Raw genomic sequence first — 14,819 nt, 5'->3', positions numbered from 1 at the left:
ATTTGTCTTTATTTTTTAACCTACGGATATTATACACCTATTAACATGCAGAAATCCGATTGCTAATTGCTAGTTGTCTCATCACTAGTTGAGCTCGTTGAACTAGTTGTATCTGATGTTGAACTAGAATATGATCTTGTTGTGTTATCGGTACTAGAAGTATCTGAACTTGTTGTACTATCTGAGCTTGTATCAGCATTAGAGTATGAACTTGCTGTACTTGTACTATCTGAAGTTGTATCGTCATTAGAGTATGAACTTGTTGTGTTGTCTGAAGTAGTATTATCAGAACTTGTATTATCTGTGCCTGTTGTATCTGAAGATGTAGTATCTATACTTTTTCCACTTCCAGCAACGACCTTAAGCGTTTGCCCAGGTCTTAATGTTGTATTTTCCATGTCATTTAATGCAATTAGTTCCTTCACTGTCATATCATGGCTTAACGCAATAGATGACAATGAATCACCATAAACAACAGTTATCGTATCCGTATCAATATTAGAACTTGACGACGAAGACGACGTTGATTTACTTTTTTTAGACACAGATTTTTTCTTTTCAGTTTTCTTCTTTTTTGATTTTGGTTTTGATTTTTCACTAGACTTACTCTTACCATATTTCGATTCAGCTAATTTTTGTTGTTCAGCGTACTCCTTTTTTTGTTGGTCAGATGACCCACGAGTAGCAACCCACTCAACGACGTCATGACCAGCCTTCGTACTAGCTAATATCGTCCCACCACCGATACACACAACTGCAACTATACCAATAATTACTTTCGTTCTTAATTTCATAACTTCCTCCGAGTTAACTCACATTTATTTAGGTACTTTTATTTTTTGTCCTACATGCAAAAGATTTGATGATAATTCATTGATGTCCATCAATTGATCACTGGTTGTATCATTGGCAGTCGCGATACTTGATAAACTATCCCCACTACCTACCTCAAACATCTTCGTACTAATTTTACTGATACTTTCTTTCTTTTCACTACTTTCCTTCTTTTCACTACTTTCTTTTGCTGCTGACTCAGAACTAGCCACCCTTTCAGATGACTCTCTAGCTAGAACGGATTCACTTTCTGCCTTAGCTTTAGCAAGCGACTCATTCTGCCGCTTTTTTTCAGCAGACCGTTTGGCTGACTTGCTTGAAGCAGCTTTAGCTGATTTAGATTTAGAAGATGCCACCACTTTTTTAGAGACATCAGCTCTACTAATTGAGCTTGAAATTGCTATTTTTTTTGATTCACTTACAGACTTCTGACGTTGGGCGATTGAACTCGATTCTTGCTTGTCATTGTTCATTTGAACATACTTGGCAGAAACTGTTCCTATCACTGCTAAAATCAAAATACCAATAACCATCAAAGCTAGTTTACCGTGCTTTTTACCATTTTTCTTTTTTAAAAAATATTTTGTATCGTCAAATGCTTGTCCGTTATAAAAGGCATCTCTACGACGCAACTCAATTGATCGAGGCATATCAGGATCAAAATGCGTTTTTTTATATTGTGTATATAAGGTCTCTACACTAAATGATTTACGTTCTGAATCACGTTGTTTATCGTACTCACTTCGTTTCTCATCAGTCAAACTATCGTACCAAGCAACAAAATCTAAATAACTCATAACGACTTTTTCAGACTCACCGATATCCATCAGTTGACCGTTTTGAATCCAGGCAATTCTGTCTGTTAAGAACTCCATTTGTTGTAAATCTTGACTAGCAAGTACAAAAGTTTTGCCCTCTGTTTGTAGGCTTTTAATTTTATCAACCGTTTTTTGATAAAAAATATCATCTAATGCTGATAGAATACCATCTAAAATAATAATATCAGGTTCAATGAAGAAGGCCATTGCTAACTCAACTCGCGCACGCATATCGGGAGAGTAATCTTCAATTTTACTTTCTTTTAATACCCCTAAGTCAGCAAAATTTAAAACATTATTCAAAGTTTGATCACTATTTTTGTAATCAATCTTAGAATCAGTAATTGCTTCTTGAATATTTTGCACAGCCGTTTTATCGCGTTTTAATTGTGTCTCATATGATACAATCGTCGTGTGACCGGCCATCGTTAGAAAACCCGTTGTTTGTTTGGCTTTACCGGCTAGAATGTCAGATAACGTTGCTTTCCCTGAGCCACCCATGCCAATAATACCAAAAAATTCACCACGATAAATATCAAACGAGATGCCCCTTAAAGCCCAATAAATATCTTTCGAATCTTTATCAATTTTTCGATTTTTTTTACTTGTTATACCTTTTGTAACATACTCTAATCGAATTTTATAATCTTCCATTTTATCACCATTAATCATTCAGTTATTTTAATTCTCAATAATAACATGTATACACTTACGCTTATACAATTCTACCATTAATCACTAAAAATTAACATCTTATCCGATGTTATCAGTATTTATATTTTAAAAAATAAAAAGCATATCCTCCCAAAAGGAGAATATGCTTACTTACCTAAGATAATGTCAGAAACTTTTTGAGAAGCTTTTCCATTATCCCATTCAATAAATTTATTTTGAAAATCTTTAAATTGTTTTTCGTAACCAGGATAATCACCATTTTGCGTATAGACATCCAATTGTTTATAGAAATCTGGTTCTTTTTCTACGATTGGTCCTGGCGCTTCCATCTCAAAGTTGATATAAAAGCCGCGTAGTTCATCCCGATAATGTTCTAAATCATAACAATAAAACATCATTGGTCGATTCAAATTAGCAAAATCAAACATCACTGACGAATAATCCGTAATCATCATATCACTCATTAAATATAATTCAGTAATATTTTCATCTGCCATTATTTTAACACGATCTTCAAATCCTTCGATATTAATACTATTCTTAACTAAATAATGAGGCCGCATAATTAAAATAGTATCGTCTGATACATGTTGAAAGAATGATTCGAATGAAAAAGCCATTTCGAATTTATAAACACCCTGAGTATAAAAGCTATCATCACGCCATGTTGGCGCATAAAGAACCACTTTAGCATCTTCATTACCAAGATACGTTTTCTTTAAAGCTCTAATATCTTTTTCATTATTATCCGCATATAAAATGTCATTCCTTGGGTATCCAATATCCAAGGATTTATTTTTAAAAGCAAATGCACTTTCAAAAATTTGCTTTGAATAATGATTAGGCGCTATTAAATAATCCCAACGTGCTGTTTCCACTTTAAAATTAGCATGGTATAACGCTGTCGTTGTACCTGGCATTGAAACATTTTCAATATCCATTCCTAAATGTTTCAACGGTGTCCCGTGCCATGTTTGTATATATGTAGTCTTCGGATTCTTTTTCCACCAAATAGGTAATCTTGAATTAAAGACCCAAAATTCAGCCCTCGCCATTTTGATAGTCCAAGAAAATCCAAAGCGTTTAATTAAATTAATTTCCGGATATTGTTCTTTTAATTTAGTGTACATGCTTGGTTTAACGCTAAAATATAAAAGCTTCGCATTTTCTTCACCAAGATCTCGTCTAGTCTGCTTGTAAATGGCCATCGGGTTATCGTTAACATCGCGCCCATTAAAGCTTTCAAAGACAACTTGGTGTTTTTTAATTGAAAATTTAATTGTAAAATCATTTAACGTTATTAAAATTTGGCGACCAATCCGCTTAACCACTTTTTGGACTATTTTTTTAATTTCATTCATTATTTTGTTCTCCTTACTACAAAAGATAAAATAATAAAATATTTTACAAGTTCATCCCTAAATCTTTTTTAATTTTTGTTGTTGAAATACCATCTGTTCTTGGTAAGTAAATAACTTCACAGTAATCGCTTAAAAAGTCAAACTTACCTGCCCAATCATCACCCATCACAAATGTATCAATCTGATTATCGACGACGTCACTAATTTTTTGGTCCCATTCAGTTTCTGGAATCACTTCATCTACGTACTTAATTGCTTCTAAAATGAACTTACGATCTTCATATGATGTGTAAGCCTTTTTCCCTTTAATTGCGTTAAATTCATCTGTTGAAATACAAACTGTTAAATGGTCGCCCATTGCTTTAGCGCGTTGTAAAATACGTACATGACCCTTGTGTAATAAATCGAATGTTCCATAAGTAATTATTTTTTTCATGTTTTTGCTCCTCCGTCGTTATCAATAATAATTTATTTTATCATAAACTGTTATGACTGTCTTATTTTTCCTGCAATTGTCTAATATCGTAAAAGTATTTAATAACAACTTTTACAACAGCATATAAGGGAATTCCTAAAATCATTCCTAGAAGCCCAGCAATGTTACCAGCTACTAGTAATAATACAATAATCGTCAATGGATGTATATTTAATGATTTGCCTATAACATTAGGATAGACAAAATTACCATCAATTTGTTGGACAATTAACACAACAATCACGACAAAAATAACCATTTGAGTAGACTGTGTTACCGCAATAATCAGTGCTGGGAAAATACCAATATAGGGTCCAATATAAGGAATAATATTAGCAAGGCCAGCCACAACTCCTAGTAACAAAATATACGGCATACCAATAATTGAATAACCAATAGCGGTAAATACCCCAACGAAAATACATTCAATAGCTTGTCCACCAATGTACGCTGAAATTGTATCACCCATGCGGTCAAGTAACTCAACGAGCTCATCCCCATGTTTTTCTGGAACAAGTTTTTTAAGCGTTGGGACTAGTTTTTGACCATCTTTTAACATATAGAACAACATCACAGGTACTGTCAGTGCAACAACTGTCACACTCGTTACAACCCCAATCATTGATCCTATCGAGTTCGTCAAATTGGTTGCAATTGATTTGAAGTAGGTCCCAATAGAATTTTCAAACTGGTTTAAATAGCTAGTAAAATCAATTTCTTTAAACCAAGCATATTTATTTAAATGATTAAACGTATCTTTTGACGACTCACTAACTGCATTTGCATAATCTGGTAGGTTAACCACCAATTGACTTAGCTGACTGACTACTCTCGGAATCAGGTACCCTATTAAGGCAACTAAAAGAATTGCTAGGAATACAAATAGAATGGCAACTGACAACGTTCGAGAAAATTTGAATTTTTTGATTTTTATTTTCATTAAAAATTTAACGACCGGATTAAATAAATAAAATAAAAACCCAGATATAATAATCGGAATAAATAATGTGGAAATAAACGTTCCTATTGGACTAAAAATAAAACTTATTTTTGTACACATCCAAATTAACGAGGCAACGATTAATAATTCAAGTGACCAAAACATCAATTTAGACTTTTTTAATCTATCAAGCATCGATATGGTTCTCCTTTAATTTATGTATAGTAATTTCATTATACCGTAACCTGTCTAACAATTATAGCGTTTCACTTATCCTCATTATTGAACGATAAATTAATTCAAAAAAAAGACGCCAAATGGCGTCTTTAAACTGCTTAATTGATTACTTCACTTTTATCAATCCAACCGGTTGTCCCATCACTCATCGTGATAAACAGTAATGTCGAACCGACTTTATTTTTTTGAATAGGATCAATTAAATAACCCGTTTTATTCACGATACCTTCATTTGTAACTCTGGCATCAATATTTTTTACAAATTTATAATTTTTAGATCCATAAACCTTTGACCAAACTTCAGCACCATCTTGAACATGGACGGTCGTTTCTTCAACTACTGTTTCTTGAGCTTCATAAACGCGTCCATTCATGACAAAATCAACTAACCGTTCAGTTGCATGTCCATCATCCCAAGCATTATAAGTCGCTACAAATTGATCATAATTGTGATGGCGTTCATCCGTTGCAAATGCTCGTTTAATCTCAGTAATGACAGCATCTGTATCCTTAACGATTGGTCCTGGTACTTCTTTTTCGTAGTCAAAGTAAAAACCACGAATATCATTTGCATACTCATCTAAATCATATGCAAAGAAAATAATAGGACGTTTTAACGCTGCAAAATCAAAGAAAACAGATGAATAATCTGTAATCAACAGATCACTAATAAGATATAAATCATTAATATCTTCATAATCAGCAACGTTCAGCGCAAAGCCTTCATAATCAGTTAAATCTAATGAGTTAGCAATTAAATAATGCGTTCTAACAAGAACGATAATATCATCGCCAAGTTCTGCTTTCATCTTATCTAAATCAAGATGTAACTTAGCCGTGAAATAATCAGCTTTAACGTATTCATTATCTCTCCAAGTAGGTGCATATAGAATAACTTTTTTGTTTGGATTAATTTCTAAACTTGCTTTAATACGATTGATATCTGTCTGTGTATAATTCGTTAAAATATCATTTCTAGGATAGCCAGAATTAATCATTTGGTTACGGTTCAAACGGAATGCACGTCTGAAAATATCTGACGAATATTCATTTGGCGTAACAGAATAATCCCAACGATCAGAATCTTTTGTAACTTGGCTATGATATTTAGCAGCATCAACGCCAGGCATTGACCCTGTATTTACGTCAACACCAATCGTTTTTAATGGCGTACCATGCCATGTCTGAACAATTGTTGTACCTTCAGGTTTAACCCACCATAATGGTCGACGAACATTCGTAAACCAATATTTTGCTCGAGCTTGTTTGAAAATACCTTTAAATGAGAATCGTGTCACATAGGGAATATGATTTTCTTTAAAATAAGCAACATAATCCTGGTTCACATTCCAGTACATCTTATATTTAGGGTAACGGTCTTTCATGTATTCATAGATAGCTTTTGGATTATCACTATATTTACGACCAAAGAAACTTTCAAATATAATAATATCTTTCTTTGACATTTTACCGATAATACCAAATGCTTTTGGATACCATTTATTAAACTTAACGATCTTTTTAATTTTATTTCTAATTACTTGAACGCTTGGTTCTTGTGGTAATAAGTGATCGCTAATCATTGCTTCAAAAACTTGCTTTGAAGCATCCCCTTGACGACCATACGTACAAAATTTATCATAAAATTCAATCAATTGTTGCGCGTAGGTTGTCTGTAGATGATTAAAATCGCTTAATTCGTCAATTATTTTTGCCGTTGTATCCACAATTGGTCCTGGAACCGTACCATTATAATCGAGATAAACACCTCGTGTATCTTCTGTATAATCTTTTAAATCATATGCAAAGAAAATCATTGGTCGTTTAAGATGTGCGTAATCAAACATTACTGAACTATAATCAGTAATTAACGTATCCGCAATTAAATATAAATCTTCAACTGTTGGATAATTAGACACATCAAAAGTAAATCCTTCAAATTCAGTTAGATCAATTTTATTGGCAACGAAATAATGTAGCCTTACCAATAACACATATTCGTCACTCAATTTAGCTTGCATTTGTTTAATATCTAACTCAAAATCAAATCCGTCTTTATTTCGGTAGGTTGGTGCATATAATACGACCTTTTTATCCAATGGCATGCCAATAGATTCTTTAATTTTAAGGATATCAGTTTCATTATTCTTTTTATAAAGTACATCATTTCTTGGGAAGCCAGAGTGAACAACCTCTTTTTCAAAATTAAATGCGTGACTAGCTGTTTCATCCATATATGGCGAAGGTGAAACAAGATAATCCCAACGCTTAATTCGTTTCATGAAATTATTCTGACGTCCTTTTGAACCATCTTTGAAATAAGGTTCATCAAATCCCATCGTTTTCATGAAGGTTCCATGTAACGATTGAACTTCAACTTGTCCTTTTCGTTTTGCATATTGGTTAGGGAGGTTAGTATTTTCAATAAAATACTTAGCTCGCGCCATGTAATACCAATACTTTTTACTGAAGTAGCGAACTCGTTTACCATTGCCGGTTATTGTTGTATTCGGATCCTTGAATAACCAGACACATTCATAATCTGGCATGTTTTCTTGGACATAATCATAAATGGCTTTTTCATTACCATTGAAATAAGCGCCCCAATAACTATCAAAGACAATCGTTTTCTTCTTTAAAGGTAATAAACGTTGTAGCGGGTAATATAGTGAGAAGTTAATTGCCCGTTTTCGTTTGGTTGCGTCCTGCTTATCCCACGATAATTTTTGGTTTAAAACCAAAAAATTGTTTTTTGTTTCGTATAATGATGTTCTTGCTAAATGATTTGTACGACTTTCTAGCGTTTCTACACGTTCTGGTTCAGTTGTAATTTGCGAACGAACAACTTGGTCAGCACTATAAAAATCAAGATAAAGATTATATTTTGCTGCCTTAATGAAACTGTCTTGTTGTTCATTAATTAAATTCAAATTAACGATTATTTGACCGTTATCATCGACAGTAACGTCATTAAATTGATATTTATATTGTTCCTCTTGATCGATTACACGTAAAACAATTTTTTCTGCTGAACTTTGAAACAATGTATTTTCAGCGATTAATCGTAGCCGACTATTATCTAACCACTGGACATCCATTAGTTTTGAAAAATGTGGTGCGATATTTAGTCCAATCATTTCCTTCATATTCTTTTGAACGAGTAAACTATATTGTGCTATTTCATATTCTTGCGGTTTATCAACATGTTCAAACTCATAGCTTAATTTCAATTCTTTTTCATCAATTAACTGGAGTCTTTTTTGTGTTACAGAACTTAACTCGGCTACTTCAGTTATTGAGAATTCAAATTTCACTTGATGTTCACTAACATTTATTTTTTGTCCACTAATTTGAGGCGCAATTTCATCATCACTATTTTCAGTAACAATTAACTTCGTACTTTCAGGATTATTTAACCATGTAGAGACCACTAATTTACTATCATTCACACTAATATCTTGAATTAGATTAGCTTGAACATTTTTTTCCGTCTTTATTTCATTTGCTGTCAAAGTCATCGCATTAAAAGCTAATGCCCAGTCAAAACTAAAATCAGTTTTAATTTGATAATCATTACCAGAAAAAATATTACTTATAAATTTACGCTTAGGATTAGCTAAAAATTCCGTCACATTAATATTTTTAACTTGATAATTAACTTGTATTTTCCAAATGCCGTTTCCTAATATTTTGTATGCCTCTTGTTGATCAAATGACATTCTAAAATAACGATAGTTACGGTGCTTAAATAAATGACGACGACGCTTGACGGTTTCTCGTTCAAACGTAATTGGCATTTCTTTCCCATTTATAATGTTAATCAAATTAACCGTAAATTTTTCGTCTAATTTTTTTGTAACTTTCAATTGATTGAGTTGCAACCAACCCTTAATAACTATCTCACTTGTCATTTCATCAGAAAAAACATTTAAGATTCGTTGTTCGAATTTTTGTGATTGTCCCACATCAACCGCTTTAGCAACATCTAAAGAGATAGCCGGATCTTCATATTGATAGCGATTATTTTTTTCAACAATTTTTCCAATATTTCTACGACGATAACTATATTTTTTTAAGTCTTTAATATTCCCCTGTAACACAGCAGCATATTGAATTTGATTTTTAATTGATAATTGCTTAAATAATTCTGGATTAATCGTTCTAATAAGTAGGACTGTAATTTTTTGAAATTCTAATATGTAATCTTCTTCCGATTCTCGAATATCTTGCATTGATAGCGGAATATCAGTTGTTAATAATTTCAGATCAAATGCATCCATAACATTTTGAGTTGCCCCATATTTTTTCATGTATGAACGCGTTAACTCTAGCATTTCCAATCGGTCTTTATAATGTTGAATATCATTACCTCGACTTTGAGTGATAGATTTGCTATCACCTTCACGCCAACGCCATTCGTATACAATATCAGTAATAATATCAATATGGTTAGCCAATAAATGAGCTGCCATCATCACAGGAATATCTTCATATAACATTCCCACAGGGTAGCGCAAATTATTGTCGATAAACAAATTTAATCGATAAACTTTATTCCATGAAGTTGTGTCATAAACTAATTCTGGGTGTTCTGCAATTGATGTTTCATAAACAGTATCTTTAATAGCAAATTTATGAATGTAAGAACGTGAACTACGTTTAGAATTAAATCGTTTAACTGCACCAGTTGCCAAGTCTGAATCAGTCATCTTTACCGACCCCATCAAAAGACTGTATGCGTCAACTGGTAATAAATCATCCCCATCTACGAAGGCAATATATTCTCCGGTAGCGGCTTCAATTCCTGCATTTCTAGCAGCACTAGGTCCAGCATTTTCTTTGTGAATTGCTTTAATATTGTCAAAAAGTGATACATACCGATCCATAATTTCGGCAGTCCCATCAACTGATCCATCATCAACTAAAATAATTTCTAATTGTTCATAACTTTGGTTAAGAACTGATTCAATACTTTCTTCAATGAACTCTTCAACATTGTATCCCAAAATAACAACTGAGAGTAATCCATTATTTTTTGTCATTATTAATTGTATTCTCCTTAACAATTCTTTTGTCCAAATATCTAATAATTATATCATTCCTATTTATAATAATATATTTTTTTTATATTACATTCCATGGTATTTAACTGTTCCATAACTTTTTGATCAGTATTAATAACCCCGTTCCATTCAAATAATGAATTGGCCTATCAGTCATATTCATGTATAATTAGAAGGCACAAAATATATTTTATAGGGGAGTTCTAAATTATGAAAATCAGTAAATTCATTGGGATCACATTACTGTTTACAGCACTTGGCTTAGGGATAGCCAGTCACAGTACATCTAGCTCTGTCTCAGCAAAAGTTAAACTATCATCTTCAAAATACATTGCACATGCGCCTGTTAGAATTAAAACGAAAGCTTATAATGTTTATGCTTACCCTCGAACTTTAAATTCAAAATCAAAGTTCATGCACTATGGTTCAAGTTATCATTCAACAACTTTTTACATCACAAAAACGATTAAATTATCAGATGGAAAATCATATTCTTGGCTAGTTAATGGTGCTGGAAAAGCGTATGGCTATATAAATACCAAAGCCACAACCGTTTATGCATCTCCCAAAACAGATAAATCAGATAGTAACCATACACCTGTTAGAATTAAAACAAATGCTTATAATGTTTACAGTTATCCAAGAGCATTACACGGTGCTTCTACATTTATGCACTATGGTACTAGTTATCACTCAACCACTTTCTACATTTCCAAAAAAATTACAACGGCATCAAATGTAAGCTACTCAAAACTAACATATAGTGACGGAACTTTGTATGGTTATGTGAATACTAAAGCATTAACGAATTACGAAACCGTTAAAGATATCAAAACTTCTTCATCAAAAACTAAATATCGTATCACGTCTGACATCTCTAACATTCATAACGCACCACTAAACACTATTTATGGAAATAAAACAACACATTATTCAAAAAATTACTTCGATACTGATTTATATATCACCAAAACAGAAACACGAACACAAGATGGCGCTAAATTTTCATATGTTAAAACTGGGAAAAACGATCTCGGTTGGATTTATAGTGGCTATTTAGCAGCCTGGACACCTGCTACAGATGTTCTTGTTGATATGCATGATGGTAGCCTAGATACAGGCAATAAATTAGCAAATACTGCGGCTACTAATTTCTATCAAAAAAAGCCTAATTATTCTTCAGTTGATGCAACAACAAAATCAGGTAGTACTTATAATGCAACTGGTTCAAAACAATTTAAAACAAATTATTTCTTAACTGCTTCATATAAATCAAGTGGTGATTGGGGTAATATACAAGGATTTGTTATCAATGGTCACTACCTTTATGCATCAATCTCAACTGATTCGAAAAAAGGAACTGGTAAGATTGTCCGTTTTGATACTGATAAGATGAACGCATTAAATCTAAATAATAGTAAGGGATTTGGAGAATTATGGCAGGCTTTTTACTACCTCCGTCAATCGCAATCTCTTAGCTACTACAAAGCAAACTACCCTGCTTCAACTTATAAAGGTAAATATAATTTCTATGTTTCTAAATATAATGCATACAAAAAATATGAATCTATCATTAAAGTCGGTCCTGAATTCATAATAGGCCATGGTCAATCTTTAGATTATAAAACAAATGGTTCAAATAAAGGTCTCTACATGTATCGTGATACAAGCTCAAAATCACTTACTGAATCCGACACAGTAACTATTCAACATATCAATTCGTCAACGCTAGCACCTGATAACTATACTAATATGCAATGGAACGATGGTTATGGTAATTTTATGCAAAGTAATAATTTAACTTTTGCAGATAACAATAACTTCTATTCATACACAATGATTGGTAGCGGATCTGGTTCAGCCGGTAAGTATATTCGAATTTGGAAGGGATCTATAGATGCCGACAATAAAGTCACCGTAAAAGTCGTTGGACAATTAGCCAACCGGGTGGGTGACTCTCCACAATCAATTGCTTATAGTTCAAAAACAAATAAAGTTTACCTCGTAACAGATGACGCTTTTGTCGCTGTTAACGCTTCGAAATTAACAGTTGATAATAATCATAACAGTGCCTTAACAACAAATGATGTTTCGTATACCCGTATCAATTCTTCACGAGAAACTGAAGGGATGCAAATCATTAACGGTTACGCCTACATGTTATTTAATAGAACACCTGAGTTAATTAAGTCAACAACAGCCGGTTATTAATCAACCATTGTTGTAACTATAGTTATCCTAAAAAATAGCAACTACCATTTTAAAAATGATAGTTGCTATTTTTTATTCTAAATTACTATGGCTCGCCTTCGCCTGATCATTTGATACGTTGTCTCTACGACTTACCTTCAGCACTAATGCATCCAGAGCAATATGCACACTTTGATCAAATAGCGTACTCAATAATTGGATTGACTTTACACTATTATCAGCTTTTGTTGCACCAGGCACAACGACAACTGAGTTAGATACTTTCGCTAAAGGAGACTCGCCGTTACTTGTAAGCCCGACTACTTTAACGCCAATTTTCTTAGCACTTTCAGTTGGTTCAAGTACACTCTTAGTTGTCCCAGAGCCAGAAACAGAAACTAGCACATCCCCTTCTGCAATTGACGGTGTAATTGTCTCACCAATTACAAAGACCGTATAACCGATATGCATTAATCTCATTGCGAATCCTTTTGCCATTAACCCAGATCGCCCAGCACCTAAGATAAAAATTCTTTTATCTTTCGTAATTAACTTCTCAGCACCATTTAATTGGTCATCACTAACTTTAGCAATGACCGCGTTAATTTCATCCATTATTTCATCAAGTAAACTCATTTAATAACCTCCATAAATTTTTTTGCCATATCTAATGGTTTCTCATTATTCATTATTTTACCACCAACAATGATTCTTTCCACGATACCTTGAACAGCCAATCTTTTTGCCTGTTCAATATCAATACCACCGGCAACCGCGATTTTTTTTATATTTGGAAATTTAGCATGGAATTCAGCCACCGCTTTTACGGCATCAAAATCTTGATCTTTCTTATCATGTGAGTAATGTAATCCAAAAATGGCTTCATCAAATTTTTGTAATTTTTCAATTTTCGTCTCATCTACTTCCAATAAATCTATCAGAATGTTTTTTTTCTGATTAACCGTTAATTCATAAACTTGTTCAATCGTATCAATTGACGAACTTGCCATAACCGTTAACGTATCCGCGTTAGCAGAGAATCCCTTTTCAAATTCATAAACACCCTCATCAATTGTCTTTAAATCAAATAATACTTCTGATTGATTAACTTTTTCCGTAACAGATTTTAACGCATTTATCCCATAATCTTTAATCAAAGAGGTCCCAACTTCGATGACATTGACAACACCATCTAAGTAGCTGACGCTCTCCATAAGGTCTTCTAACGTAACGCGATCAATAGCGACTTGTAATTTCATTATTCCTGTACGCCTTCCTTTTTATAAAAATCCTGTAGTTCTTTAGGTGTTGGGTAGCCATCATTATCACCTGGTGTCTGAACTTGAAGCGCACCAACTGCATTTCCTCGTAAAACGGCTGACTCCATAGATTTGTTTTCCAATAATGCTGTAATAACGCCTAATGCAAATCCATCGCCTGCACCAACAGTATCCACAACTTTATCCACTTTGAAGCCTTTAATCGTTTTCATACTACCATCTGAATTTTTGATAAATGCACCACTTGCACCTATTTTAACAATTACCGTTTTTGTCCGTTTGCCTTTTAAATAAAAGTCGGCAATTTCTTCTGGATTATCACTGCCCATCAGAATTTTTCCTTCTTCAACACCTGGTAAAACAACATCTGCATAACCTGCCAGTTCATTAACGGTCGCAACCATATAATCTTTACTTTTCCACAATGTTGGTCGTAAATTAGGGTCAAATGTAATGAATTTTTGGTTATCCACAAGGCGTGTTAATAACGTTCTAAATGTTTTTTCGGCCACATCTGAAATAGCTGGGAAAATACCAGACATATGCGCTATTTTAACATCATCTAAATTTATTGCATCAATTCGATCACTTGTTAAATGAGCTGCAGCTGACCCTTTACGGTAATTAAAAGTCTCTGGGTCACCCGTTGATACGAGTTGTTTCAATTGATGCCCCGTCCAATGATTTTCACTTTCGCTAATATAATCGATACCCACACCATGTCCTGAAATAATACTCTTCGCGTATTGGCCAAAAGGTTCTGTTCCAACTCGAGAAACATATTCAACATCATGCCCTAAGCGTTTAACTCCGATCGCTACGTTTAATTCTGCGCCACCTAATATTTTCACATAATTAACTGATTCTGATAAGCTTTGATCCATATCTTTTGAGGCAAATGTAATGATTGGTTCGCCAATTGTTATAACTTCACTCATTATATTTT

Annotated in this window: 10 protein-coding genes; 1 reads left to right on the top strand and 9 read right to left on the bottom strand. The window is 33.3% G+C overall.

Going from position 1 to position 14,819, the window contains the following annotated elements:
* Positions 1-62: 62 nt before the first annotated feature.
* The 6 genes from AC1RPR_RS04550 to AC1RPR_RS04525 all read right to left on the bottom strand — a co-directional run bounded on the left by AC1RPR_RS04550 (position 63) and on the right by AC1RPR_RS04525 (position 10,382).
* The gene (locus AC1RPR_RS04550) at positions 63-794 is read right to left on the bottom strand and encodes a LysM peptidoglycan-binding domain-containing protein (protein ID WP_481761507.1); all 732 of its coding nucleotides are present in this window, start codon (positions 792-794) and stop codon (positions 63-65) included.
* 24 nt (positions 795-818) lie between these two features.
* Complete coding sequence (locus tag AC1RPR_RS04545) at positions 819-2,306, bottom strand: ATP-binding cassette domain-containing protein (protein WP_481762410.1); 1,488 nt, start codon at positions 2,304-2,306, stop codon at positions 819-821.
* Between the two features lie 167 nt (positions 2,307-2,473).
* On the bottom strand, positions 2,474-3,679 hold the full coding sequence (locus AC1RPR_RS04540) for a CDP-glycerol glycerophosphotransferase family protein (RefSeq protein ID WP_481761627.1): 1,206 nt from the start codon (positions 3,677-3,679) through the stop codon (positions 2,474-2,476).
* A gap of 52 nt (positions 3,680-3,731) precedes the next feature.
* Complete coding sequence (tagD, locus tag AC1RPR_RS04535) at positions 3,732-4,124, bottom strand: glycerol-3-phosphate cytidylyltransferase (RefSeq protein ID WP_481761509.1); 393 nt, start codon at positions 4,122-4,124, stop codon at positions 3,732-3,734.
* Positions 4,125-4,185: 61 nt separating this feature from the next.
* Positions 4,186-5,298, bottom strand: a complete 1,113-nt coding sequence (locus AC1RPR_RS04530; RefSeq protein WP_481761510.1) for an AI-2E family transporter — start codon at positions 5,296-5,298, stop codon at positions 4,186-4,188.
* 140 nt (positions 5,299-5,438) lie between these two features.
* Positions 5,439-10,382: a CDP-glycerol glycerophosphotransferase family protein gene (locus AC1RPR_RS04525; protein WP_481761511.1), complete on the bottom strand. Its 4,944-nt coding sequence runs from the start codon at positions 10,380-10,382 to the stop codon at positions 5,439-5,441.
* Between the two features lie 231 nt (positions 10,383-10,613).
* Between AC1RPR_RS04525 and AC1RPR_RS04520 the strand changes: the two genes are divergently transcribed.
* Positions 10,614-12,614, top strand: a complete 2,001-nt coding sequence (locus tag AC1RPR_RS04520) for a hypothetical protein (RefSeq protein WP_481761512.1) — start codon at positions 10,614-10,616, stop codon at positions 12,612-12,614.
* Between the two features lie 72 nt (positions 12,615-12,686).
* On the opposite strand, the gene hxlB is transcribed toward AC1RPR_RS04520, so the two are convergent.
* Genes hxlB through AC1RPR_RS04505 form a run of 3 tightly spaced genes read right to left on the bottom strand, consistent with a single transcriptional unit; the run spans position 12,687 to position 14,811 of the window.
* Positions 12,687-13,229, bottom strand: coding sequence for a 6-phospho-3-hexuloisomerase (gene hxlB, locus AC1RPR_RS04515; RefSeq protein WP_481761513.1), 543 nt, complete (start codon positions 13,227-13,229; stop codon positions 12,687-12,689).
* Entirely contained in the window at positions 13,226-13,852 is a 627-nt protein-coding gene (locus AC1RPR_RS04510) for an orotidine 5'-phosphate decarboxylase / HUMPS family protein (protein WP_481761514.1), read from the bottom strand. The genes hxlB and AC1RPR_RS04510 overlap by 4 nt, the downstream gene beginning before the upstream one ends.
* Positions 13,852-14,811, bottom strand: coding sequence for a sugar kinase (locus tag AC1RPR_RS04505; protein WP_481761515.1), 960 nt, complete (start codon positions 14,809-14,811; stop codon positions 13,852-13,854). Before AC1RPR_RS04505 ends, AC1RPR_RS04510 begins: the two co-directional genes overlap by 1 nt.
* Positions 14,812-14,819 lie beyond the last annotated feature (8 nt).

Source organism: Dellaglioa sp. CoH-57-MRSF-22 (assembly GCF_056781895.1).
The sequence above is the reverse complement of the archived record's forward strand: the minus strand, read 5'-3'. Positions and strand labels throughout refer to the sequence as shown.